We start from the raw sequence: 24,996 nt of genomic DNA, 5'->3' as shown, positions 1-24,996 counted from the left end.
ACGGCGTTCGCCGGCGCGAAGCTCACGCCGCAGGACGCCAGCCACGCCGCGTCGCCCACGCTGTCGCCCACGCCCGCCACCTCCGCGGGCTCCAGGCCCAGCTCCTCGCAGAGCCAGGCGAACCCGGTGGCCTTGTCGACGCCGGGGACCAGCACGTTCACGCAGTCGGTCGAAGGGTCCACCACGAGGTCGAGGCCCAGACGCTCGACGAGCGCGGCCACCTCGGCGGTCAGGCCGTCCAGGTCCGCGCCGGCGGCGCGCGGGAAGACGCTGAGGCTCGCCAGCTTGCCCGGCTGCAGGATGAGGTGGCCCGAGGCCTCCACGGCGGCGGCCAAGCGCCGCAGCGCCGGCAGACCCGCCTCGGCCCGCGGGTCGAGCCGGTAGCCGTAGGGCCGCCTGGTGGCGAGTCCGGCGCCGTTCTCGAAAGACATCGGCAGGTCGATGGCCAGGGCCTGGGACAGGGCGTCGACGTAGGCGTGCGGACGTCCCGTCACCAGCGTCAGGGCCGGCACGGTCTCGTCGCGCGCCGCGAGGCGGTTGAGCTCGGCCAGGCGGGAGAAGGCCCGCAGGTCGTAGTCGGCGTGGCCGGCCGCGGCCAGGCAGCCGTCGACGTCGCAGGCGAGGACCCTGACCGGCCGCCCCGGCTCGAGCGCGCCAGCCGCCGCCTCCGGCGTCACGCCGGCGGCAGCAGCCACAGGCCGGCCGGCTTGAACCTCAGCCTCACCTCGTCGCCGGGGCGCGCCGTCGTGAGCCCGCCGCCCCAGATCGTCGCGTAGAGCTCCTGGCCGCCCAGGTCGAAGCGGAACTCGGTGAAAGGGCCCAGGTAGGCGCCGTGGCGCAGCGTGGCCGCGAGGCCAGGCTCCCCCTCCGGCGCGAACTCGATGGCCTCGGGTCGGACCATGACCGTCACCGGCCCCTTGGCGGCGTCCTGCGCGTGCGGCACCCGGTAGCCCATGACCTCGACGGCGGCGCCGTCGAAGGTGCCGGGCAGGAAGTTCGCCGAGCCGATGAAGTCGGCGACGAAGCGGGTGGCCGGCCTGGCGTAGAGCTCGTGCGGGGCGCCCTGCTGCTCGATGTGGCCGTCGCGCATGACCACGATGCGGTCGCTTATCGCCAGGGCCTCCTCCTGGTCGTGCGTCACGTAGACGCTGGTGATGCCGAGGCGCTGCTGCAGCTCCCTGATGTCGTCGCGCACGCGGCGCCTGAGCTTGGCGTCGAGGTTCGAGAGCGGCTCGTCGAAGAGCAGCACCCGCGGCTCGATGACCAGCGCCCGCGCCAGCGCCACGCGCTGCTGCTGTCCGCCGGAGAGCGCGTTCGTCGACCTGTCGCCCAGGCCCGACAGGCCCACCATCTCCAGCGCCTCCTGCACCCGCCGGCGCGTCTCCCCCGCCGGGCGCCGGGCCACCTTGAGGCCGTAGGCGACGTTCTCGTAGACGCTCATGTGGGGGAAGAGCGCGTAGCTCTGGAAGACCATCGTGACGTCGCGCAGGTAGGCGGGCAGCCGCGTGACGTCGTCGTCGTCGAGGACGATACGGCCGTCCGTCGGCTCCTCCAGGCCGGCGATCATGCGCAGGATCGTCGTCTTCCCGCAGCCCGACGGCCCGAGGAGCGTGACGAGCTCCCCGCGGCCGACGTCGAGGTCGACGCCGTCCACCGCCAGGACGTCGCGCCCGAAGCGCTTGACGAGGCCGCGCAGCCTCACGCTCGCCGAGCCGCGGACGTCCTCGCCGGCGCGGCTCGCGGTCACCGCGGTCACGGCGCCGCCTCCGCGCGGCGCGGGCGGCCGCATGGGGCGCGCACGGAGCGGCCGATCGGGGGCATCGGTCCGCGACCGCGCGGGCGGGCCGCCCGGGGCGCGGACCTCACGGCGTCACCTCCACCATGCGTGAGCCTAACCGGCGCGCCAACGCCAGCACCAGGAGTATGAGCAACAGCATCGAGACGATGAGCACCGTCCCCATGGCCGCCGCGCGGCCGAGCTGGCCCTGCTCGACCCAGCCGAGCAGCAGCACCGTGGCGAGCTGGTTGCCGGGGCTGACGAGGAAGATCACCTGGCTGATGGCCGTCACGGCCCGCACGAAGGCGTAGACGAGGCCGGTGACGACGACGTTCACGAGCAGCGGGAAGAGCACCCGCCTCAGCGTCGTCCAGGACCGCGCCCGCAGCATCGTCGAGGCCTCCTCGAGGCTAGGGTCCACCTGCGAGAGGCCCGCGACCGCCGAGCGTATCGCCACCGGCATGTTCCTGAACACGAGGGCCAGCACGATGATCGTGGCCGTCGAGGTCATCAGCCACGGACCGGTGTTGAAGGCGAAGATGTAGGCCACGCCCATCACGGTGCCGGGCGTGGCGAACGAGAGCAGAGAGCCGAACTCGATGAGCCGTCGACCGAAGAACTCCTGCCGCGCGATGAGGAAAGCGACGAGCAGGCCCAGCAGCATCGCCGGCAGGGCGCTCAGGGCCGCCACCCGCAGCGTGTAGAGGAAGGTCGGCCAGCCCGCGATCATGAAGTCCTGGTAGTTCTGCAGCGTGAGCGTGTAGTTCACGCCCCAGAGCTGGGTGAACGAGCCCAGGACCACCGAGGCGTAGAGCGCCGCCACGAACAGCGCCCACAGCACGAGCAGGCCGGTGAGCAGCGCCTCGAGGCCGCGCGGCAGGCGCGCCAGCGCGCCCGCCGACGGCTTGCCGGTGACGGTGATGAACGACGAGCCGCCCAGCCACCAGCGCTGCAGGAAGAACGCCAGCAGCACCAGCGCCAGCAGCGCCACGCCGTAGACGGCGGCCTCGCGGGGGTTGAAGCGCCCCGTGAGCGAGAGGTAGACCTCCTTCGCCAGGTAGCGCCTGTTGCCGCCCAGCACGACGGGGTTGCCGAAGTCGGCCAGCGACTCGATCATCGAGAGCAGGAACGAGGCCGCCAGGGCGGGCCGCAGCAGCGGCCACGTCACGGTGCGCAGGGTCACGCCCGGACGCGCGCCGAGCGTCTGCGCCGCCTCCTCGAGCGCGGGGTTGAGCGAGCCGATCGCCCCCCGCAGGAGCAGGTAGGCGACGGGCGTGAACGCCAGCACCTGCGCGATGGCGACGCCGGGGATCCCGTAGATCCAGTTCGACGACAGGCCGAGCAGGTTGTAGGTCACCAGGCCGCGCCGGCCCAGCAGGAAGACCATCGCGAAGGCGAGGATGAAGGGCGGCGTGATGATGGGCAGGACGCTGATCACGCCCAGCGAGCGCCGCACGAGGCCGGAGCTGGCGCGCTGGCCCAGGATCGCGAAGGCCAGTCCCAGGAGCGTGCAGAGCGGAGCGACGATGAGGACCACGGCCAGGCTCGTCACGAGCGCGCCGCTGCCGTAGACGAGGACGCCCACGACGACGCCGGCCGCCGCGAGGCCGACCGTGAGGAGGACGGCGCGGCCGGCCCTGACCCGCGCCAGGAGCGCTACGACCAGGCCGACCCCCGCCCCTCCCACGCCCCAGCGCAGCGCCAGCGACCCCTCGTTCGCCGGGGTCGCGGGGTTGTCGAGCACGAAGAAGAGCGGGTGCCTGAGCGTGGCCGCCAGGACCGTGAGGTCGAAGCGTCCGTCGATCCACACCGCGCCCCTGAGCACGGTGAAGAGCGGGTAGAGGATGAACAGCAGGACGAACGACGCGACGAAGAGGATGCTCGAGGCCACGAACGGGTCGCTCCGCACCCGCCCGGACTCGCTGAGGCCCGCCCCCAACGCCAGCGTCAGGCCGACGAGCCCCGCCAGCGAGCCCAAGCCGAACGGCGTGCCCGTGCTCAGGAGCCACGCCAGGAGGCTCGCCAGCGCGACGCCGGCGGTGACGAGGACGGCGTCGCCGCGCGGCGCGGTCCTCAGCGGCAGCAGGCTCACGACCAGCGCGGCGGCGGTGGCGACGAGCACGGCCCACACCAGCGGCCCGCCGATCGCGGTGGCGTAGAGGCTCGGGTCGAGGGTGAGGAAGGGCCGGTCGGGCCGGCCCAGCGGCAGGGCGAGGAGGCCGACCAGCGTCAGGACGGCGGGCAGCAGCGCCGCGCTGAAGCGGGGCGCGCCGACGCGCCCCGCGGCGGTCGGGGACGAGACGCTCAAGCCCCGACCCCTGCGTCGTGCGCCGCGACGCGGCGCGGCAGGCTACCGGTGGATCCGCGAGACGCCGGTCCGCGGGGGGCTCCGCGCCGCGCCCGGCCGAAGGTCCAGGCGCGCCGGTCCCCGCGCCGGCGCGGTCGGGCCCCGGTCCGGGGCCCGACCGCGCGCGCGATCACCTCAGCGAGGGAGAGGGAAGATCTCGTTCGTCCAGCGGGCGACGAGAGCGTCACGGACCTCTGGGGAGCCGAAGCGTTCGAAGTCGTAGTCGATGAGGTTGATCTCGTCGAGGTTCGGTGACGCCTCGGGGACCGGCGTGTTCACGTTCGAGGGCAGCTGGAACGAGTCGCCCTGCTGCGCCGCGATCATCTGCGCCTCGGGGGTCAGCGCCCACTCGATGAACTGGATGGCCTCGTCGCGGTTGGGCGCGCCCTTGATGAGGCTGAGGCCGCCGATCTCGTAGCCGGTGCCCTCGGAGGGCGCGTAGACGGTGAGGGGGAAGCCCTGCAGGGCGAACTTCACGCCGTCGTGCATGAACTGGATGGCGATGGCCACCTCGCCGCGCCCGGCGAGCTGGCCGGGAGCCGCCCCCGAGCTCGTGTACTGCGCGATGTTCCTGTGGATGCCCTCGAGGATCTCGAAGGCGCGGTCCTCGCCGAAGATCTGCACGAGGGTCGCGATGATCGTGTACGCCGTGCCGGAGCTGTTCGGGTCTGGCATGGCGATGAGGCCCTTGTACTGCGGGTCGGTGAGGTCCTCCCAGCTCTGCGGGAGCGGCTTCCCGCCCAGCGCCTCCTCGTTGACGACGAAGCCGATGGCGCCGGCGTACAGCGGGATGTAGGTGCCGCCCACCTGGGCCACGAGGTCGGGGTTGAGCTGGTCCCAGACCGTCGGCTGGTAGAACTCGGTGAGGCCCTCGGTCGCGGCCACGAGGTGCGGGTCGCCGGTGCCGCCGAACCAGACGTCGAAGACGGGGTTCGCGGCCTCGGCGCGCAGGCGCGCCAGCGCGTCCTGCGACGACAGCCTGATGAACTCGAGGTCGATCCCCGTGGCCGCCTTGAAGGCCGGTCCCAGGGCCTCGCACCAGGCGAGGTCGGGAGAGCACAGCACGTTCACGCGCTGCGCGGCGGCGGTGCCGCACAGGGCCAGGACGGCGGCGAGGACTAGCACCAGTCGCTTCATGTCCACTCCTTCTGACGCACGCGCGCGCGCCCCTCGTGAGAGCGCGCCCGTCGCGGCGCCCGAACCGCATCAGATGTGGCAGGAGGGTACCGCCGCCGTCGTGGACGTGTCAAACGGCGCCGTCACCGCCGCGCGGAGCCGGTTCGGCTAGACGCTCACAGACCGCCGTGCGCGTCGGCCAGGGCCAGCGCCTCGTCCAACGTGGCCATGAAGTTCGCGCAGCCGTGACGCGTGACGACTATGGCCCCGCAGGCGTTGCCCAGGCGCGCGCTCTCGCGCCAGCCCCACCCCCGGGCGCGCCCGTAGATCAGCCCGGCGGCGAACGCGTCGCCGGCGCCGAGGACGTTCACGACCTCCACGGGGAAGCCGGGCGCGTCCAGCTCCGTGCCGTCGGCCAGGTGGACGGTCGCCCCGCGCGCGCCGCGCTTCACGACCAGCGTCGCGCTCGGCGCGCGCTCGCGCAGCCGCGCCATGGCCGCGCCGAGGTCGCCCCTCACCGCCGGCGCCGACACCTGCTGGTGCGCCACCACCACGTCGGCCTGCGACTCGAGTGCGGCGGCCCTGAACTCCTCCTCGGTGCCGATGACGACGTCCACGAGCGGCAGCAGCGCCCGCACGGTGACGCCGTAGGCGCGGAGGTCGTGCCACTGGTCGGCGCGGAAGTCGAGGTCGAGGTAGACGGTCCGCCCGCCGGCCCGCGCCAGCTCCACGGCCCGGAACGTCGCGCTGCGCGACGGCTCGACGGCGAGCCCGGTGCCGGACACCTCGAGGGCGGCCGCGTCGGCCACGGGCGCTGACAGGACGTCGTCGATGTCGAGGGCGAAGTCGGCGGCGTTGTCGCGGTAGTAGACGAGCGGGAACCTGTCCGGCGGCTCGATGCCGAGCACCACGGCGCTGCTGCGCCGCCCCGGCTTGACCGGCACCCACGACGTGTCGACGCCCTCGCGGCGCAGGAACGCCAGGATGAACTCGCCGACCTTGTCGTCGCCCACGGCCGTCAGCAGCGCCGTCCTCAGTCCGAGGCGTCGCGCCCCCACGGCGATGTTCAGCGGGCTGCCGCCCACGTAGGCGGCGAAGGACGTGACGTCCTCGAACGCCGCGCCGATGTCGTTGGCGTAGAGGTCGATCGACGAGCGCCCCATCGCCAGCAGGTCGAAGCGCGGCGCCGCGCCCGCGGCGCCCGACGACCGCCGAGGCTCCGTGGCGGCCGACGCGCCGCTCCCAGGGGCCGTCGACGCTCCTCCCGCCGGGGCGTCCGGCCCACGGCCCGCCGCGTTCGTCAACGCTCCTCCCGCTGCGGCGGCCCGAGCGGCAGGCGCAGGCGGTCGTCCCTGCCCTCCCAGCTGCCCCGCACCCAGGCCAGGTCTGGCTCGTCGCGCGCCACCCAGCTCGGCTCCTCGCCGGCGAGGAAGTTCAGGTAGTAGCCGTCGAAGCCGGGCGCCATCACGACGGGGTGGTAGCCGCGCCGCACCAGCACGGTGTCGCCGTCCCTCACGACGACGACGTCGTCGAGGTCGCGGGCGTCGTCGTAGAGGCGCTGCAGCGCGAAGCCGCCCGGCGGCGCGATGCGGTAGTGGTAGACCTCGTCGAGGTCCACCTCCACGCCGGGCACGTGCTCGTCGTGGCGGTGGGGCGGGTAGCTCGACCAGTTCCCGGACGGCGTGTAGACCTCGACGCACAGCAGGCGCTCGGCGTCGCCGGGGTCGAGCACGTGGGTGATCTGCCGCAGGGCGTTGTGGCCGCCGCGCATCTCCACCTTCACGTCGCCGGGGCCGATGAACCGCGGCGGCAGGCGGCCGGACGCCGCGGCGCCGCCGATGCCCAGCTCGACCGCGGTCTCGGCGCGCACGCCGCAGGGCGTCCGCGGCGGCGCGTAGAGGGCGTGCGGGAGCCCCGCGAAGGGGCTGGCGCGGCCCGCGAACCTCTTCTCCTCGCCGTTGAGCTCCAGCACGCCCGAGCCGGACAGGACGACCACGCAGGTCTCCCGCCCCTCCTCGACGTGCTCGAAGCGCTGGCCCGGCTGGAGCGTCCGCACCTCGAACCAGAGGTGCTCCCAGCCGGCCGTCTCCGGCGTGACGACGACGTCGCCGCCGCTCCCCGGCGCGCGGCGCGCCACGTGGCGACCGCGGGCGAGCTCGGCGCCGGTCGCGAGGTCGTCGCCGCCCGAGCCCGTCACAGCCCCAGGCCTCGCAGCGCCTCGCGGTTGCGCGCGGCGCTCTCCCGCGGCGTGCCCATGCCGGGGATCACGTCCTGCTCCACCGTCAACCAGTCGTCGTAGCCCCGCTCGCGCAGGAAGGCCACGATGCCCCGCAGGTCCACGCTGCCCCGTCCGAGCTCGCAGAAGACGCCGGCGGCGATCGCCTGCGTGTAGTCGAGACCCTCGGCCCGGCAGCGCGCCGCCACGCCCGGGTGGCAGTCCTTGAGGTGCACGTAAGGCACGCGGTCCCAGAAGCGCCTCAGCCCTTCGAGGGCCAGGCGCCCGCTGCCCGGGGGCTCGGCCGGCTCGTCCGGCACGCCGCAGCCGTACGTGTAGTGGCCGGTGTCGAACACCAGGTCGATGAGCCCCGGCTCGGTGGCGTCGAGGAACCGGGCGATCTCCTCCGGCGTCTCGACGAACGCCGCGCAGTGGTGGTGGAAGAGCGTCCTGAGGCCCGTCTCGCCGGCCACCAGCCGCGCGATCTCCTGGGCGTTGCGCACGAAGACGGCGAACTCCTCGGGCGGCAGCGCGTCTCCTGCCGAGATGCGCCCGGCTTTCGCCGTCCTCACCGGGTCCCCCCGCGTCTCGTCGGCGAGGATGAAGTACGGAGCACGGCCGGCGCGCCCCTCATCGGCGAGTGCGGCGAGGTGGCGGGCCACCGCCAGTAGGCGCTCCCTCCGCTCGGCTACCACCCCGGGCCGGCGCAGCGGCACGCCTTCGAAGCCACCCAGCATCACCAGGCCGCGCCGGTCGAGCTCCGCCCTCAGCACCCCGGGGTCCGTGGGCATGTAGCCCAGGTCGCCCAGCTCGGTGCCCACGTAACCGGTGCCGGCCAGCTCGTCGAGCATCACGTGCCACGGCGTCTTCTGGCCGAAGCCCTCGATCGTGCCCCACGAGCAGGGTGCGTTCGCCACGCGTATGGCGGTGCGCTGGACGGTCACGCCCTCGCACTCCCCTCGGCCAGGGCGTTCGTGGCTCGCGCAGCGGAGGGCCGTAGCGTCACGCCGTCGCCCTCCCCTCGGCCGGCGCGCCGCTCGCCACGTCGCTCACGGCCACGCGGCCCCCCGACTCGAGGCTCGCCTGCGCCGCCTCGGCGAGCCGCAGCGACTCGATCGCGTCGCGCGGCCCCGGCTCCGGCTCCCTGCCCTCGCGGAGCGCGCGCACGAACGCCTCCAGCTCGCGCCGGTAGGCCTCCTTGAAGCGCACGAGGAAGTGGCTCTGGAAGTCGCCGTGCATGCCCTTGGCGTCGTAGCGCCACACCTTCGTGGCGCGCTCGTCCTCGGCCACCAGGCGCCCGCCCGAGCCGTGCACCTCCACGCGCAGGTCGTGGCCGTAGACGGCGCGGCGGGAGTTCATGACCACGCCCAGCGCGCCCGAGGCGAACTCGAGGGTCACGACGCTGGTGTCCACGTCGCGGTGCCTGGCGAAGCGCTCGTCCACGAGCACGCGCCCGAGCGCCGTGACGTGCGTGACCTCGCCGGCGACGAAGCGGGCGGTGTCGAGGTCGTGGATCACCGAGTCGCGGAAGAAGCCGCCGGACACCGCCACGTACTCCTCGGGCGGCGGGGCCGGGTCCGTGGACTGGCTGCGGAACAGCTCGACCCTGCCGATCTCGCCGGCGCGCACGGCCCGCGCCACCTCGGCGTAGGCGGGGTCGAAGCGCCTGTTGAAGCCGATCTGGAACGGCACGCCGGCGGAGACGACGGCGCGGAGCGCCGCCTCGGTGGCGGCGAGGGTGCGCGCCACGGGCTTCTCGCAGAAGACCGGCTTGCCGGCGGCGGCTACGGCCTGGAGCTGCTCGAAGTGCCTGTCGGTGGGCGAGGCGATCACCAGGGCGTCGACGGCGGGGTCGTGCAGCGCCTCCTCGATACCAGTCGCCACGCGGGCCGCGCCCCCGGCCGCCCGCTCCGCGGCGGCGGCGTCGGGGTCCACGACCATGACCAGCCTGGCGCCCTCGACGGCGCCCAGCAGGTGGCGGGCGTGCAGCGCGCCGATGCGGCCGGCCCCGACCACCGCGACGCCCAGGCCCGCGGGCCCGCTCATGCCTCCACCTCCGCCGTCGCGCCGGCGCGGTGCTCCACGGCGCGCCGCCTGGCCTCCTCGTACGCCTCGCGGGCCGCCCGCACGCTGGCCCGGCCGGAGACCTCGGCCACGGGCACGTCCCACCACGACCCGTACGAGCCCACGCGGCGCTCGGGGTGCACGCGCACGACGACCACGGTGACGCCCTGGGCGGCGCGCGCCGCCTCCAGCGCCGACCTCAGGTCTGCCGCGGAGTGCGCCTCCACGGCGGCGGCGCCCATGGCGGCGGCGTGCGACGCGTAGTCGACGCTCACCACGGGCCCGTCCAGCCGGCCCGTGCGCCGGTCCCGCGCCCTCAGCTCGTTCCCGAACGACGGCGAGCCGACCGAGCGCTGCAGCCCGTGGATCGACTGGAAGCCGTGGTTGTCGACGACGACCACGGTGAGGCTGAGGCCCTCGGCGACGGCCGTGACGATCTCGGAGTTCGCCATCAGGTAAGAGCCGTCGCCGATGAACACGACGACCTCGCGCTCGGGCTCGGCGAGCTTGACGCCGATGCCGGCCGGGATCTCGTAGCCCATGCACGAGAAGCCGTACTCGACGTGGTAGGCCTTCGGGTCCTCGGGGCGCCACAGCTTCATGAGGTCGCCGGGCATGCTGCCGGCGGCGTTGATCGCGGTCGCGCGGCCCCCGAACACCTCGTTGACGATGCCGATCACCTCGGCCTGCGAGATCATCGCGCCGGGGACGCGCTCGCTGGGGCCCTCCTCGCCCCCGCCGCCGGTCGCGGCGACGGGCGGGCCCAGGCGGCGCAGCTTGTCCACCTCGCCGTGCCAGGCGTCCTTGAGGCTCGTGACCTCGAGGGCGTAGAGCTCCGGCGCGCGCCAACCGCCGAGGGACCGCGACAGGGCCGCCAGGCCGCGCCTGGCGTCGGCGACGAGGGGCACCGCCCCGACCTTGAAGGCGTCGGCGGGGGCGACGTTGAGCCCCACGAACCGCACGCCGGGCCTACGGAAGGCCGTCATCGAGGCCGTCGTGAAGTCGGAGAGGCGCGTGCCCACCGCGAGGATCACGTCGGCCTCGGCGGCGAGCTCGTTCGCGGCGCTGCCGCCGTTGGCCCCCACGGGGCCGGCGTTCCACGGGTGGTCCCAGGGCAGTGCGCCCTTGCCCGCCTGCGTCTCGACGACCGGCACGCCGTGGCGCTCCGCGAAGGCGGCCAGCTCGGCGGTGGCCTCGGAGTAGACGACGCCGCCGCCGGCGACGATCAGCGGCCGCTCGGCCTCGCGGAGCACGTCGGCCGCCGCGGCCACGGCCTCCGGCTCCGGCACCGGGCGGGGCACGCGCCACACGCGCTCCTCGAAGAACGCCGCCGGCCAGTCGAACGCCTCGGCCTGCACGTCCTCGGGCAGCGCGATCGTCACGGCGCCGGTCTCGACCGGGTCCGTCAGCACGCGCATCGCGGCGGGCAGCACCGAGAGGAGCTGCTCCGGCCTGTCGACGCGGGCGAAGAAGCGCGACACCGGCCGGAACGCGTCGTTGACGGTGACGTCGTGCTCGAGCGGGTGCTCGAGCTGCTGCAGCACCGGGTCGGGCCGCCGCGAGGCGAAGAGGTCGGAGGGCAGGAGCAGCACGGGCAGGCGGTTGATCGTCGCGCCGGCCGCGGCCGTGAGCATGTTCGCGCTGCCGGGGCCTATCGAGGCCGTGCAGGCGAACGTGGCAAGCCTGTTGACGTGCTTGGCGTAGGCCGCCGCGGCGTGCACCATGGCCTGCTCGTTCTGCGGGCGGTACGTGGGCAGCTCGAGCTCGTCGCCGAGCTCCTCCAGCGCCTGCCCCAGGCCGGCCACGTTGCCGTGGCCGAAGATCGCCCACACGCCGGGCACGAGCCGGCGCCTAGCGCCGTCGCGCTCGCTGTACTGGGCGGCCAGGAACCTGACCACGGCCTGGCCGACCGTGGCCCTCAGTGTCGGCATCTGCGCATATGCCTACCACACGGCAGTGAGGGGGGACCGGGCTCAGTCGCTGCCGGCGGCGCCGGCGACGCTGACGCGCACGGCGGGCAGGCGGACCACGAGAACCAGCAGGGGCAGGGTCGCCACGAAGCCCAGGATGGCCATGACCGTGTAGCCGGCGGTGGCCATCACGAGGCCGCCCAGCAGCGCGGCCGCCGCGGCGGAGCCGCCGACGAGCAGGTCGTTGAAGCCCTGCATGCGCCCCTTCTCGGCCGTGGACAGCGCGTCGGAGAGCAGCGCCGAGCCGGAGACGTAGCAGAGGTTCCAGCCCAGGCCCAGCAGGAACAGGGCGAAGGCCACCGGCGGCACGCTCGGGGAGAGGGGCGCCAGGGCGCAGGCGGCGAGCAGGATCGCGGCGCCGAGCGTGGCCACGCGCTTGCGGCCCCACCTGTCGGTGAGCCAGCCGGACACCACGGAGAAAGCGAACATGCCGAACGTGTGGCTCGAGAAGACGACCGAGATGCTCGCCAGCGAGTGGTCGTGGTCGTGCATGTGCAGGGACGTCATCTGCATCAGCCCGACCATGACCATGTGCGCCGTGACTATGCAGGTGACGGCCGCGCGCACGTTGGCGTCGCCGAGCATCTCCCGCACCGTGCGGGGCGGGGCCTCCTCGGCCCGGCCGCGCTCCCGCGCCCCCAGCGCCGCGCCGATCAGCCGCGGCTCGGGGCGCAGGAACGTGAACAGCAGCGCCGCCGTCAGGAGGAACCCGACCGCCGTGGCGATGTAGGGGCCGGCGATCTCGCTGAGGCCCAGCGACTCCATGAGGCGGCCGGTGGGCGCGACGAGGGCGGGTCCGAGCACGCTGCCCACCGTGCCGCCCAGCACCACGGTGGCGATGGCGCGGGCGCGCTGCGCCCGCGGCGTCACCTCGGCGGCCACGAAGCGGCCGAGCTGCACGGCCGCGTTGCCGGAGCCGGACACCACGAGGCCGAGGAGCACGAGCGGCAGGCTGCCGAGCGCGACGCCTGTCATGGCGAGAGCGGCGCCGAGGGCACCCGTGACCAGCGCCAGGCTGAGCGCGCCGCGCCGGCCGAGCGTGTCCGAGAGGCGGCTCCACGCCAGCGAGCCCACGGCGATGCCCACCTGGTTCACGGCCGCCGGGAGGCCGGCGAGCGACGTGAGGCCGGACAGCTCCGCCCCGACGATCGCGGCGACGGTGGCCGCGGCCACCGTGCCGGCCGAGCCGAGGCTCTGGCCGACGAGGAGCGCGCCGGTGATGCGGCGCGCCTGCACGCGCCTCAGCTCCTCGTCGTAGGTGGCCGGCTCGACGGCCTGGAGGGCGCCGGCTGGCGTCGTCACCCGGGCAGACTACACCTCGGCGGCGCGGCGGCTCGAGATGTCGCGCACCTCGCCTATCAGCTCCTCGACGATGTCCTCGAGGAAGAGCACGCCGAGGACCTCGCCCGCGGCGCCCCTGACGACGGCGAGGTGCGAGCCGGAGCTGCGCATGAAGGCGAGCACCTCCTCGGCCTCGGCGTCCCCCGGCACGGCGGCGAGGCGCCTGACGCTGCGCTCGGGCAGCGGCGCGTCCACCGACGAATCGGGCAACGCGATCACGTCCTTGAAGTGGACGTAGCCGACCATCTCCCCGCGCTCGTCCACGAGGACGTAGCGCGAGTGCCCGTGCCTGCCGACGGCCTCCTCCACCTCCCGAGGCGTGACGCGGCGCGGCAGGGTCACCAGCGAGCGCAGCGGCACGGCCAGGTCGCTCGCGCGCTTGGCGGTGAACTCGAACGCCTTCGTGACGGTGCCGCTCACGTCCCTGAACAGCCCCGCCCGCTCCGACTCGGCCACTATGGTCGCGACCTGGTCGAGGGTGAAGGCCGCCGTAGCCTCCCCCCGCGGCTCCACGCCCAGGCGCCTCACGAACCAGTTCGCGGTGCGGTCGAGAGCCGTGATCGCCGGTCGCGTGACGCGGGCCACGCCGGCCAGCGCGGGCCCGAGGAGCAGCACCGACGGACCGGGGCGCGAGAAGGCGATGTTCTTCGGCACCATCTCGCCGAGCGTGACGTGCAGGAAGGTGACGAGCACCAGCGCGAGGGCGAACGACACGCCGGAGGTCAGCGACTCGCTCAGGCCCAGGGCGTGCAGCGGACCCTCCACCAGGCGGTGGATCGACGGCTCGGAGACGTTGAGGATCAGCAGGGAGCAGACGGTGATGCCGAGCTGCGAGCAGGCCAGCATCAGCGAGGCGTGCTCCATCGCCCACAGCGCGACCCGCGCCGCCGGGTTGCCGGCCTCGGCCAGCGGCTCCACCTGCGCGCGCCTGGCGGCCAGGACGGCGAACTCGGCGGCCACGAAGAAGGCGTTGCCGGCCAGGAGGACGACCAGCCAGAAGATGCCCCACCAGCCGTTCACCCTTCGGCCCCGTCCTCCACGGCGTCGTCGGGGGGTGAGGGCACGAACCGCAGCCTGTCGACCCGCAGGCCGTCCATGCGCGTGACGATCAGCCGGCCCCCCGGCACCGCGACGGCGTCGCCGCGCTCCGGCACCTTGCCGAGCGCGGCCATCACGAAGCCGCCCAGGGTGTCGTAGTCCTCGTCCTCCGGCACGCGCAGGCCCACGCGCTCCTCGACCTCGTCGAGGCGCAGCATGCCGGGCAGCGTCCAGGAGTCGTCCGGCCACCGGCGGGGGACGGCCTCGCGCCTGTCGTGCTCGTCGGCGACCTCGCCCACGAGCTCCTCGACCAGGTCCTCGAGCGTCACGACGCCGGCCGTCCCGCCGTACTCGTCGAGGACCACGGCGAGCTGGCCGCCGCCCCTGAGGTGGCCGAGCAGCACGGCCACCGTCTGCGTGTCCGGCACGAAGCTGACCTCGCGCATGAACGCCGTCACGGGCGTGAGGTCGCGCTCGTCGCGGGGGACCGCGAGCGCCCCCTTCACGTGCACGACGCCGATGACGTCGTCGATGCCGGTCCCGGTTATCGGGAAGCGCGAGTGCCCCGTGTCGCGGGCGAGCGCTATGACGTCGGCGGCGGTGGCCGTCGCGGGCAGCGTCACCATGCGCGTGCGCGGGGTCATGACGTCCCCGGCGGTGAACTCGGCGAAGTCGAGGGTCCGCGTCAGCAGCGTGGCCGCCCGCGGATCGAGGCTGCCCTCGCTGGCCGAGTGCCTCACCAGGCTGGCGAGCTCCTCTACGGTCCTGGCAGACGAGAGCTCTTCGCGGGGCTCGACGCCGAAGGCCCTCACGATCACGTTGCTGAACCCGTTGAGCAGCCGCACGAACGGGCCGAAGACGGTCGTGAAAGCGATCTGCAGTGGCGCGACGAGCCGGCCCGTGAGCTCGGGCAGCGCCAGCGCGAGGTTCTTGGGGACGAGCTCGCCGAAGATCATCGAGAGCAGCGTGGCCAGCGCCACGGCGACGACCGTGGTCGCGGGGCGCACGAGGTCCCTCGTCAGGCCCGCGTCCAGGAGCGGGCCGGAGAGGAGCCGCGACACGGCCGGCTCCATCGTGTAGCCGGTGAGCAGCGTGGTGACGGTGATGCCGAGCTGGGCGCTGGAGAGGTGGGTCGAGGCGTGGCGCAGCGCCGCGATGAGCGCCGCCAGGCCCTTCTCGCCGCGCTCCTGACGGGCCTGGAGCACGGCCCTGTCGAGGTTCACGAGCGCGAACTCGGAGGCGACGAAGATGCCGGTTCCCGCGGTGAGCAGAAGGCCGAGGCCGAGCATGAGCCAGTCGCTCATAGGCCGCCGGCGTACCCCAGAGGGGTAGTCAGGTCCATGTTCCGGCCGAGTATACAGTCAGCCCCGGCCGCTCTCCGCGGCCGGGGCCGTCGTGTCAGCCGCTGGTGCGGCGGCCGCGCCTCAGCTCAGAGGTCGGGCGCGTTCGGTACCAGCGGGTCGTCCAGCGGGGCCGGCTCGCCGCCGTCCTCGCCCTGCGGGAGGTCGCCGCCGTCGTCGGAGGCGGGAGAGTCGAGCCCGCCGTCGGGGGCTGGGGTGTCCAGGCCGCCGTCAGGCGCCGGGGCATCGAGGCCGCCGTCGGGCGCGGGGGCGCCGCCAGGAGGCGGGGCGAGCGGGTCGTCTGCCGGCGGGGCCAGGGGGTCGCTGCCGGGAGGCGGAGCCAACGGGTCGCCGGCGGGCGGGGCGAGCGGGTCGCCGGCGGGCGGGGCGGTCTCCTCGGCGGGCGGCTCGAGCTGCTGGCTCACCTCGTCGAGGAGGCTGCGGGCCTCGCCCACGTCGCTGCTCACCTCGCGCACCTCGCTGATCAGCTGCGCCGGCTCGTTCTGCTCGCCCTCGGCGCTGAGGTCCATGAGGCGCTGCTCGACCGCGTCGAGGCGGTCGGCGACCTGCTGTATCTGGTCCCTGATGGCGGCGGCGTCCTCGGCGCTGATGCCCTGGTTCGTGTCGCAGGCGGCGAGCCCCAGCACGATGGCGGGCGCCATCAGCGCCCCCAACAGCCTCCGCCTCAGCGGTCTGCCATAGGCGTTCGTCGTCACGTTCACTGTGGCCTCCCTCCGTGGTCGCGGGGCGGGTCGGCCTCTCGCGACTGTGGCCCTCGGCGCGCCGAGGACCGTCCGCGACCCACGGTTAACCATCGGCCGTGAGAAGGCCCGCCGCGGCAGTGAGACGCCCTTAACGCGCCGCCCATCGGGCGCTCGTGATGCTCTTACCGAGCTAATCCTGCTTCTCCTATGCGCCGCGACAGGCGAGCGCCGCTCTCACGCTCGGCTCATGCCGGACCGCGCGTGGGTAGAGTCTGTCCATGACGACGACAGGAGCCGCGACCGTGCTCGTGCGGCCCCTCAGGCCGGAGGACTGGCCCGGCGTGCGCCGGGCCTACGTCGAGGGCATCGCGACGGGCCAGGCGACGTTCGAGGTCGAGGCTCCGGCCGACTTCGAGACGTGGTCGGCCGGCAAGCTGCCGGTGTGCCGCCTCGTGGCCCACCCGGTGGAGGACGAGGCCGACGTGCTCGGCTGGGCGGCGCTCTCCTCCGTCTCCAGCCGGCCGGTCTACAAGGGCGTCGCCGAGGTGGGCATCTACGTCGCCGAGCGCGCACGCGGACGCGGCGTCGGCCGGGCGCTGATGGGGCGGCTGATCGCCGAGTCGGAGGCGAACGGCATCTGGACGCTGCAGAGCGCCGTGTTCCCCGAGAACGCCGCCACGCGCGCGCTGCACGGCGCCTTCGGGTTCAGGGAGGTGGGGCGTCGCGAGCGCATCGGCAAGCATCACGGCGTCTGGCGCGACACCCTGCTGCTCGAGCGACGCAGCCGCCTGCCCGAGCTGAGCTCCTGACGCCGGGCGCCGCCGCTCGCCGGGGCCGGCCGCCGGGCGCCGCCGCTCGCGGAGGCCGGCCGCCGGGCGCCGCCCCGCGCCGCGGCGCAGCGCACCGCGCCGGCTAGCCCGGCTCCGCCGCCGCCCTCAGCGCCTCGGACAGCGCGCGACCTCCCGCGAGCGCCTCGCTGACGAGCACGCCGGGCCGCCCGAGGGGCGCGCTCAGCTCCACCGTCCCGCCGTCGCCGGCGTCGTGCGTGACGCCCGTGTACGGGTCGGTCCACAGACCCGAGCCGGCCGGCAGGTACGCGCTCACGGACGCGCGGCCCGGGTGCGTCACCGGCGCCACGAGCACGCCGCGGCCGAGGAAGAACTGGCCGTGCAGCCGCCGCGTCGCCGGGTCCTCGGGGTAGGCCAGCCAGGGGTGCCGCACGACGGGCAGACCCCGGGAGCTCGCCTCCTCCATCAGCTCGCGCCGCAGGCCGCGCCAGGCCACGAAGGTGCGCGCCGCGCGCGCGAAGCCCGCCAGGGTCAGCTCGTCCGTGTACACCTGCACGTTGAGCTGGGGCCTGTTGCCCTCGTGGCTGCGCAGGAACGACGTGAACGCCATCAGCTCGCCCCAGCGGGCCAGCAGCTCGCGCGTCCTCACGCGCCTGGGCAGCGGGGCGACGGTGGACGTGTAGCCGCCGACGTCGCCGTGCTGCAGGCTGTAGCCGGCGAAGCCCGAGGAGAGCAGGCCCGTGAGCGCGCTGCGCAGGCCGTCGTGCTCGTCCCACGTGACGGTCTGGTCGCCCAGCCAGAAGAGGCCGGCGTCGCGCGGGCTGCGGGTGTAGCCGGAGCGGAAGAACGTCACGAGGTCGCCGGGCGAGCGGCCCAGACGCTCGGCCAGGCGCTCGCGCAGCCGCCGGTTGAACGCCGCCCACGCCTCCGGGTAGCGGTTGTGCCACTCGTGCGCCGTGCCGTTCGCCAGCACGGCGTCGAACGGCAGGCCCTCGCCGAAGTCGGCCATCCACCCGCCGGCGCCCGTCTCGGCCAGCCTCTCCGCCAGCGTCTCCAGGTACCACTCCACGGCGCCGTCGTCGCTGAGGTCGACGAGGCCCGCCTCGAAGTCGCCCTGGTCCGTCATGTAGGCCTCGCCGGAGCGCGTCTTCACGAAGCGGCCCTGCGCCTTGGCGACGGAGAACAGGTCGGGCCGTCCGCCGGGGCGCCGCGACATGTCGGCGAGGAAGGGGTTCACGTAGACGAGAGCCGCCAGTCCGCGCTCGCGGAGCCAGGCCGTCAGGTCGCCCCAGTCGGGGTAGCGGTCCGGGTTCAGCTGCCAGTCCCACCACAGGCGCTGACCGAAGCCGACGGACCTGTTCCCCACCCAGTCCTGCAGCCACACCCCGGCCAGCGGCGCGCCGTGGCGCTCGAGGTCCGTGACGACGCGACGCACCTTCTCGCTGCCGCCCTGCAGGCCCACGAAAGCTCCCTTGTCGGCCCAGTCCGGCAGCGGCTCCATGCGGCCGGCGTGGCGCGTGTAGGCCTCCAGGAGCTCGCCGGGGCTCGAGCCGGCCACGATCCGCGCCGTCAGCGACGGGGCGTAGACCCGGACGCTCGCCGTGGTCTCGTGCCTGAGGTCCAGCTGCATGGGGTAGGTGTCGACGAGGTAGAGGCCGCGCAGGTCGCTGCCGAGGAGGACCGGCACCGGGGCGTAGGTGCTCCACCACCGGCCGCCCGCCCCGGCGTAGAGCTCGGCGAGGAGCGTGAGGGGCTGGGCGCCCCTGCCCACGCCCTGCTCGGCGGTCAGGACCGGCAGGCGCCGGCCGGCGAGGTCGACGCGGCTGAACTGCACGCCGCCGCCGAACACGCTGCTGCCGGCCTGGCGCTCCCACAGCAGCTCGGCCCACAGGCGAGGCGCGTGATACCTGGGACCCGCGGTGCCGCCGCGGAGGTCCGCGGGCTCCCCCGCCCGGCCGAGGCGCAGCTCCAGCTCCAGGGTCTCGCCGTCCACGGCGCGGAACGTGGCCGCGTAGGGCGGGCCGCCCGCGGCGTCCCTGTGCAGGAAACGGCCCTCGAGCCTCAGCTCGCCGCCCGCGTGGACCACCGAGGCGACCGTCTGGTCCGCGAGGCGCCGCACCACACGCTCCTCCACGCCGAGGTGACCGGCCACGCCCGCGAAGCGCACCTCGCCGCTCACGGCGGCGGCGAAGCCCCCCGGGCGCGCCGACGACATGGCGACGCCGCCGGGGCTGCGGGGGTGCCTCACGACCAGCCCGTCGGGCCGCAGCACGACATCGAAGACGCCCACGCGCCAGGCGCCCGGACGGGCGTCGCCCTCGAGGACCAACCTCCCCGCCCGGGCGGGCGGGGGCGTGAACGCGGAGCGGTACGCCAGCGTCGCCAGCCTGGCGACGCCGGAGCCGAGCCTCCCGACGGTCATCCGCCCGGCGGCCTGCGCCCTGCCTGGAACGCCGCGAGCGCCATGCCGAAGAGGACCGCGGACACGAAGTAGGCGACGGGCCCGCCGCCGGTGAACGCGCGGTAGAGGACCAGCGCGCCGCCGGCGGCGAGGGCGAGCGCGAGCAGGGGCCGGGAGGACGCGCCTCTCATGGGCAGGCGTAGTCTAAGTCAGCGGCGGCCCGGCCCGCAGCCGGGCGAGGCGGCGCCGGGCCTCCGGTGGACGGCGTCGCGGCTCCTCTTGGGCGCCGCCCGTGCTCGTCCGAGGCCTCGGGGGACGCCGGCCGTCACCCGCCGCGCTGGTCCGAGACCCCGGCGAGCGCCGGCTATCTTGCGCCGCGCTGGCGGCCGCCCCCGCCTGGTACGTTCTAGGCCGTGACCGCGTCAGCGAGGCGGACGGCGTTGTCCGGCCTGAGCCTCACCTTCCTCCTCACCTTCTCGCACTCGGCGAACGACGCGTTCACGAACGTCCTGCCCGTCTTCCTGCCCACCCTGCAGGACCGCCTCGGCCTCGGCGAGGCGGTGCTGGCCGTGGCGGTGGCCGTCATCTCGCTCTCCTCGAACGTCCTGCAGCCGGTCTTCGGCGGCTTCGTCGACAGGTGGGGCCGGCGCAAGTCGGCGGCGCTGGGGCTGATCGTCGGCTCCACGCTGATGGGCTTCGTCTCCGTCGTCGGCAGCGTGTGGTCCCTCTTCTTCGTCCTCGCGTTCGGCGGCCTGGGCTCGGCGATCTTCCACCCGGCCGCCGCGTCGCTGGCCCGCGACACGGGCGCGCAGCGCAGCGTGAGCATGAGCCTCTTCGCGGCCGGCGGGTCGCTGGGCACCGCCCTGATGCCGGTCGTGATCCTGTGGGTCGTGCGCAGCCTCGGCGCCGGCTACGTGCCGCTGCTCTCGGTGGTAGGCGTCGCCTTCGGCCTGGCGCTGCTGCTCTTCGCGCCGCCGCAGGCGCCGGCGGCGACGGCCGGGCGCCCGCGCCGTCTCATCGACCTCGCGCTGGTGCGCGGTCCGGTCGGCGCCCTGGCCGCGGCCGGCATCCTGCGGGCGATGGCGTTCATCAGCTTCACGAGCGGCATGCCCCTGTTCCTCGCCAACGTCCGCGGCTTCGCGCCCGACGCGCCGGCCATAGGCCTCACGCTCGGCATCTACAGCGCCTCCGCCTCGGCCGGTACCATCCTCGCCGGCCTGCTCGAGACCCGGTTCGGTCGCCTGCGCCTGATGGTCTCGTGCATGCTCGCGGCGCTGCCCTTCCTGCTCCTCACGCTCGCGCTCGACGCGGGAGGCCTGCCCTTCTACGCCTGCGTCGCCCTGGCCGGCATGCTGACCAACGCCAGCATCCCCCTGCTCGTCCTCAGCGCCCAGGACCTGGCCCCGAACGACGTCGCGGCCGCGTCCGGGCTGCTCATGGGCTTCACCTGGGGCACGGCCGGCGTCGTCTACATCGCGTTCGGCGCGCTGCAGGAGGCCATCGGGATCGGTCCGGCGGTGGCGCTCGGCTTCGCCTTCCTCCTGCCGGCCGCGGCGCTGGTGACGTACGTCTTCAAGCGCAACCGCGCGGCGCTCGCGGCCGCGGCCCAGCCGAGCCGGGCGGCGGACTAGGCCGGCGCCGCGCCCTCAGACCTCGCCGAGGTACGCGCGCTTCATGGCCTCGTTCTGCAGCAGGTCCCGCGCGTCGCCCTGCAGGACGACCTCCCCCGTCTGCAGCACGTAGCCCCTGTCGGCGACCTGCAGCGCGATGTTCGCGTTCTGCTCGACCACGAAGACGCTGATGCCGCGCTCGTTGACCTGCTTGATGATCTCGAAGATGCGCTCGACGAACAGGGGCGCCAGGCCCATCGACGGCTCGTCCATGAGGATCAGGCGCGGCCGGCTCATCAGCGCCCGGCCCATCGCCAGCATCTGCTGCTCGCCGCCCGACATCGTGCCGCCGAGCTGGTTCAGACGCTCGCCCAGGCGTGGGAAGAGGGTGAAGACGTACTCGAGGTCCTCCTGGATGCCGTCCTTGTCGTCGCGCAGGTAGGCGCCCATGTCGAGGTTCTCGAGCACCGTCAGCTTCGGGAAGATGCGCCGGTTCTCGGGCACGACGGCCATGCCGCGCGCGATGCGCTCGGCCGTGGTGAGGCCGTCGACGCGCTCGCCCCGGTACCACACCTCGCCGGCGCTGGGCCTGACGAGGCCGAGGACAGTCTTCAGGGTCGTGCTCTTGCCCGAGGCGTTGCCGCCCAGCAGGCAGACCATCTCGCCCGGGTAGATGACCATGTCGACGTTCCTCAGGACCTGGATGGGTCCGTAGTGGGTGTCGACTCCCCTCAGCTCGAGGAGCTTCTCGCGCCCCGCCGACGCGGCGCCGGCGGGCCCCGCCGCCGGGCGCGACGCCGCCTCGGCGCTCACGGCTCCAGCCCCAGCCCGGCGGGCACGCCCTCGCGGGTGGCGCGCTTGCCGAGGTAGGCCTCGATGACGGCGGGCTCGTTCACGACCTCGTCGTACGAGCCCTCGGCGATCTTGCGTCCGTAGTCGAGGACGACGACGCGGTCGGAGATGTCCTTGACCAGGTTCATCTTGTGCTCGACGAGCATGATCGTGTAGCCGCCCTCGTCGCGCATGCGCCTGATGATCTCGGTGATCTCGGCCGTCTCGCGCGGGTTCATGCCGGCGCTGGGCTCGTCGAGCAGCAGCAGGCGGGCGCCCGTGGCCATCGCGCGGGCCATCTCGGTGCGGCGGCGGTTCGCGTACGAGAGCACCTCGACGGGCTGCTCGAGCCGGAACGTCATCAGGCGCGGGCCGAAGAAGGCCAGCTTCTCCATGGCGACCTCGTGCATGCGCCGCTCCTGGCGCACGTAGCCCGGGGTGCGCAGCACGCTGGCCAGCCAGGTGGTCCGCAGGCGGTGGTGCTGGGCGATGAGCACGTTCTGCAGCACCGTGAGGTTGTTGAAGAGCCTGAGGTTCTGGAACGTGCGGGCGATGCCGAGGTCCACGATCTGGTTGGGGCGCAGGCCGTCGATCCTCCGGCCCTCGAAGACGATGCGCCCCGAGTCGGGCCGGTAGACGCCGGTGACGAGGTTGAACAGCGTGGTCTTGCCGGCCCCGTTGGGGCCGATCACGCTGACGATCTCGCCCTGCTCGACGCGCAGCGAGAGCTGCGAGATCGCCTGGAGGCCGCCGAAGGCCTTGTTCACCGACTCGATCTCGAGCACCGCCTACTCCTCCGCCCCGCGCGGTCGGGGAGCCGTCGCGCCGGCGCCGGCCTCGAGCCAGGCGTCCTGACGGCGCTCCTCCTCGGTGGGCACGTCGCGCGCGTCGCGCAGCAGCCACGTCCACTCGAACTCGCGCCGGCCCATGATGCCGGCGGGCTTGAACACCATGATCACGACGAGCAGGACCGAGAGGGCGATGGCCCTCATGCCGAAGCCCTGCCAACGGCGCGCCAGGGCCTCGTCGAGGACCCCGAACAGGCTGAGGGCCGCGACGACGAGCCCCACCGCCGCCGCGCCCACGGCGAGTGGGTGGAGGGCGGGGCGCATGCGCCTGTTGCGCCGGTAGAGGTAGCCGAGGAGAGCCGCCACGACCAGCACGGCCCCGGCGGCCCCGGCCCAGGTCGCCAGCGGGTAGGCCTGCTCGAGGGGGTCCCCGTACTGCCGCACCCACACGACCAGCGCGGTGCCGATGAGCGCGCCGGTGATCGAGCCCGTGCCGCCCACCGAGATCGCGACGAGGAAGTAGAAGGTCAGGGAGAAGAGGAAGAGGTCGAGCCGCGCCGTGCCGACCCAGCTCACCCACAGGCCGCCCGCCACGCCGGCGAAGAACGCCGAGATCACGAACGCCAGCACCTTGTGGTAGGCGACGTTCACGCCCATGGCCTCGGCCGCGATCTCGTCCTCGCGTATGCCCTGCAGGGCCCGTCCGTACGAGCCCTTCTTCAGCCGCGCGAACACGAACACGGTTATCGCCAGCGCCCCGAACGTCCACCACACGCTCTTGCCGAAGCCGCTGGGCACGCCGGCGAAACCCAGGGCGCCGTTCGTGTAGGAGGCGAGCAGCGGCGTCGAGGCCAGCAGCCTTATCACCTCGCCGAACGCGAACGTGACGACGGCGAGGTAGTCGCCGCGCAGGCGCAGCGACGGGAAGCCGACGACGAGGCCGAACACGGCCGCCAGCAGGCCGCCGAGCAGCAGGGCGATCACGAAGCGCACGCCGATCGTCTCGGGCGTGGCCAGGGCGTCGAGGCCGAGGGCGGACATCCAGCGCTCGACGGACAGGCCTATGGCGAAGTCCGAGAGCGAGTTGCGCGCCGAGAACCGGAGGTTCTCGCGCGCGGCCTCGGGGAGCATCAGCAGGCCGGTGACGTAGCCGCCTATCAGCATGAAGCCGTGGTGGCCGAGGGAGAGGATGCCCGTGACGCCGTTGATGAGGTTCAGGCTCACGGTGGCGATGCCCCAGACCGCGAACAGGGCGAACACCTGGCCCAGCTTCACGCTGCCCTGCGTGCTCACGAGGTAGAGCGCGACGAGCAGCGCCGCCGCTGACGCGATGTTGAGCAGGCGCCTGAGCGTGACGCCGCGCTGGCCGGAGGGGCGGGGGCGCTCTGTCACACCTTCTCCGAGAGGTCCTCGCCGACGATGCCCGAGGGCCTGAGCAGCAGGATCAGGATCATCGCCAGGAACGCGAACGTGTCCTTGTACTCGGTGATGCCGCTGAACGAGCCGACGCGCGGGAACAGCGCGGTGAGGAAGTTCTCGAGGAAGCCCAGCAGCACCCCGCCGATCACGGCGCCGGGCAGGCTGCCGATGCCGCCGATGACCGCGGCGGCGAACGCCTTGATGCCCGGCAGCACCCCGAAGATCGCCGGCTGGTTGATGCTGCCGAAGCTCATGCCCCACATCACGGCGGCCGCGGCGGCGAGCATCGAGCCGAGCAGGAACGTGGAGGAGATGACCCTGTCGACGTCGACGCCCATCATGCGCGCGGTCTCGGCGTCCTGCGAGGTGGCGCGCATCGCCCGTCCCAGGCGCGTGCGCGTGACCAGCGTCGTGAGCACCAGGACCAGGACCAGCGTGACGGCGGGGACGAGCACGACCATCCAGGTCGTGAACACCGTCTCGCCGGCCACCGGGAACGTGAGCTGGCCGGTGAAGAACGACTGCGGCCGGAAGGGCGTCTGCCGGTTCGAGAACGCCAGCAGGCCGAAGTTCTGCAGGAAGAACGACACGGCGATCGCCGTGATCAGCATCGAGTTGCGCGGCGCCCCGCGCAGCGGCTTGTAGGCGACGCGGTCGATGGCCATGCCGAGGACGCCGGTGACGAACATGCTCGCGACCATCGCGCCGAGCCAGCCGAGCCGCACCGAGGCCAGGGCCAAGGCCACGGCGACGAAGCACGAGGACGCGGCGGCCAGCACCACGGGGCGGCCGAGCACGCGGAAGAACCCGAGGAAGCGCAGGAAGCCGTAGGCGACGACGGCCGCCACCAGCACCGCGACGGGCCACGGGTACGGGGTCGCGCTGAACAGGAAGTAGGCCGCGAACGCCCCCACCATGAAGACCTCGCCGTGGGCGAAGTTGATGAGGCGGATGATGCCGTAGACCATCGTGTAGCCGAGCGCGATGAGGGCGTAGAGGGAGCCGAGCTGCAGCGACCTCACGACGGCCCCGGCGAAGAAGGCCGCGTTGAAGTTGTCGTTGACGCCGTGCAGGTAGAGCATGCGCCACACGGCCAGCGCGGCCACGACCGCGGCCGCGGACCACGGCGCGAGCCGGCGCGCCAGGCCGGCCCCTCGCCGGGAGGGTCCGTGCGGCGTGGCGGCATGGGCTGGCGTGGTCAAGCTGCTACCCCGTCTCTAGCCTTGAGTGGTACCCGAACACGATAA

General features: G+C 73.8%; 21 protein-coding genes. 2 read left to right on the top strand and 19 right to left on the bottom strand.

Going from position 1 to position 24,996, the window contains the following annotated elements:
- The 13 genes from VF202_10755 to VF202_10695 all read right to left on the bottom strand — a co-directional run.
- A partial coding sequence (locus VF202_10755) for an HAD hydrolase family protein (protein HEX7040586.1) occupies positions 1-695 on the bottom strand: 695 nt, incomplete at its 3' end.
- Positions 674-1,756 carry an ATP-binding cassette domain-containing protein gene (locus VF202_10750; protein ID HEX7040585.1) on the bottom strand — a complete coding sequence of 361 codons (1,083 nt, stop codon included), beginning with the start codon at positions 1,754-1,756 and terminating at the stop codon, positions 674-676. The genes VF202_10750 and VF202_10755, both read right to left, overlap by 22 nt.
- A gap of 106 nt (positions 1,757-1,862) precedes the next feature.
- The gene (locus tag VF202_10745; protein ID HEX7040584.1) at positions 1,863-4,085 is read right to left on the bottom strand and encodes an iron ABC transporter permease; all 2,223 of its coding nucleotides are present in this window, start codon (positions 4,083-4,085) and stop codon (positions 1,863-1,865) included.
- A gap of 174 nt (positions 4,086-4,259) precedes the next feature.
- Positions 4,260-5,261 carry an ABC transporter substrate-binding protein gene (locus VF202_10740; GenBank protein ID HEX7040583.1) on the bottom strand — a complete coding sequence of 334 codons (1,002 nt, stop codon included), beginning with the start codon at positions 5,259-5,261 and terminating at the stop codon, positions 4,260-4,262.
- A 155-nt stretch (positions 5,262-5,416) separates the two neighbouring features.
- The gene (iolC, locus tag VF202_10735) at positions 5,417-6,544 is read right to left on the bottom strand and encodes a 5-dehydro-2-deoxygluconokinase (GenBank protein ID HEX7040582.1); all 1,128 of its coding nucleotides are present in this window, start codon (positions 6,542-6,544) and stop codon (positions 5,417-5,419) included.
- A complete protein-coding gene (iolB, locus tag VF202_10730) occupies positions 6,541-7,437 on the bottom strand; it encodes a 5-deoxy-glucuronate isomerase (GenBank protein ID HEX7040581.1) in 897 nt (298 codons plus the stop codon). The genes iolC and iolB overlap by 4 nt, the downstream gene beginning before the upstream one ends.
- Entirely contained in the window at positions 7,434-8,399 is a 966-nt protein-coding gene (locus VF202_10725) for a TIM barrel protein (GenBank protein HEX7040580.1), read from the bottom strand. The genes iolB and VF202_10725 overlap by 4 nt, the downstream gene beginning before the upstream one ends.
- A gap of 58 nt (positions 8,400-8,457) precedes the next feature.
- On the bottom strand, positions 8,458-9,501 hold the full coding sequence (iolG, locus tag VF202_10720) for an inositol 2-dehydrogenase (GenBank protein HEX7040579.1): 1,044 nt from the start codon (positions 9,499-9,501) through the stop codon (positions 8,458-8,460).
- Positions 9,498-11,450 (bottom strand): 3D-(3,5/4)-trihydroxycyclohexane-1,2-dione acylhydrolase (decyclizing), encoded by a 1,953-nt coding sequence (iolD, locus tag VF202_10715; GenBank protein ID HEX7040578.1) that lies wholly within the window; start codon positions 11,448-11,450, stop codon positions 9,498-9,500. Before iolD ends, iolG begins: the two co-directional genes overlap by 4 nt.
- Positions 11,451-11,492: 42 nt before the next feature.
- Positions 11,493-12,791, bottom strand: coding sequence for an MFS transporter (locus tag VF202_10710; protein ID HEX7040577.1), 1,299 nt, complete (start codon positions 12,789-12,791; stop codon positions 11,493-11,495).
- 9 nt (positions 12,792-12,800) lie between these two features.
- The gene (locus tag VF202_10705; GenBank protein ID HEX7040576.1) at positions 12,801-13,850 is read right to left on the bottom strand and encodes a hemolysin family protein; all 1,050 of its coding nucleotides are present in this window, start codon (positions 13,848-13,850) and stop codon (positions 12,801-12,803) included.
- Positions 13,847-15,172: a hemolysin family protein gene (locus tag VF202_10700; GenBank protein HEX7040575.1), complete on the bottom strand. Its 1,326-nt coding sequence runs from the start codon at positions 15,170-15,172 to the stop codon at positions 13,847-13,849. The genes VF202_10705 and VF202_10700 overlap by 4 nt, the downstream gene beginning before the upstream one ends.
- A 125-nt stretch (positions 15,173-15,297) precedes the next feature.
- Positions 15,298-15,930, bottom strand: coding sequence for a hypothetical protein (locus VF202_10695; GenBank protein ID HEX7040574.1), 633 nt, complete (start codon positions 15,928-15,930; stop codon positions 15,298-15,300).
- 260 nt (positions 15,931-16,190) lie between these two features.
- On the opposite strand from VF202_10695, the gene VF202_10690 reads away from it, so the two are divergent.
- Complete coding sequence (locus VF202_10690; GenBank protein HEX7040573.1) at positions 16,191-16,721, top strand: GNAT family N-acetyltransferase; 531 nt, start codon at positions 16,191-16,193, stop codon at positions 16,719-16,721.
- 103 nt (positions 16,722-16,824) lie between these two features.
- Here the strand turns inward: VF202_10690 and VF202_10685 are convergent, their stop codons facing one another.
- Complete coding sequence (locus tag VF202_10685; GenBank protein HEX7040572.1) at positions 16,825-19,122, bottom strand: alpha-glucosidase; 2,298 nt, start codon at positions 19,120-19,122, stop codon at positions 16,825-16,827.
- Positions 19,119-19,292, bottom strand: coding sequence for a hypothetical protein (locus VF202_10680; GenBank protein HEX7040571.1), 174 nt, complete (start codon positions 19,290-19,292; stop codon positions 19,119-19,121). Before VF202_10680 ends, VF202_10685 begins: the two co-directional genes overlap by 4 nt.
- A 222-nt stretch (positions 19,293-19,514) precedes the next feature.
- On the opposite strand from VF202_10680, the gene VF202_10675 reads away from it, so the two are divergent.
- Positions 19,515-20,732, top strand: a complete 1,218-nt coding sequence (locus VF202_10675) for an MFS transporter (protein HEX7040570.1) — start codon at positions 19,515-19,517, stop codon at positions 20,730-20,732.
- A gap of 15 nt (positions 20,733-20,747) precedes the next feature.
- Here VF202_10675 and VF202_10670 read toward each other — a convergent pair whose 3' ends face one another.
- From VF202_10670 to VF202_10655, 4 genes are read right to left on the bottom strand one after another with little or no spacing between them, the layout of a single operon-like run.
- Positions 20,748-21,524 carry an ABC transporter ATP-binding protein gene (locus VF202_10670; protein HEX7040569.1) on the bottom strand — a complete coding sequence of 259 codons (777 nt, stop codon included), beginning with the start codon at positions 21,522-21,524 and terminating at the stop codon, positions 20,748-20,750.
- Positions 21,521-22,327 (bottom strand): ABC transporter ATP-binding protein, encoded by an 807-nt coding sequence (locus VF202_10665; protein ID HEX7040568.1) that lies wholly within the window; start codon positions 22,325-22,327, stop codon positions 21,521-21,523. The genes VF202_10670 and VF202_10665 overlap by 4 nt, the downstream gene beginning before the upstream one ends.
- A 3-nt stretch (positions 22,328-22,330) precedes the next feature.
- Complete coding sequence (locus tag VF202_10660) at positions 22,331-23,722, bottom strand: branched-chain amino acid ABC transporter permease (protein HEX7040567.1); 1,392 nt, start codon at positions 23,720-23,722, stop codon at positions 22,331-22,333.
- Positions 23,719-24,951 (bottom strand): branched-chain amino acid ABC transporter permease, encoded by a 1,233-nt coding sequence (locus VF202_10655; protein ID HEX7040566.1) that lies wholly within the window; start codon positions 24,949-24,951, stop codon positions 23,719-23,721. Before VF202_10655 ends, VF202_10660 begins: the two co-directional genes overlap by 4 nt.
- Positions 24,952-24,996: the final 45 nt, after the last annotated feature.

Source organism: Trueperaceae bacterium, assembly GCA_036381035.1.
GTDB lineage: Bacteria > Deinococcota > Deinococci > Deinococcales > Trueperaceae > DASRWD01.
Note: the sequence above shows the minus strand (reverse complement) of the source record. Positions and strands in the feature narration are given on the sequence as shown.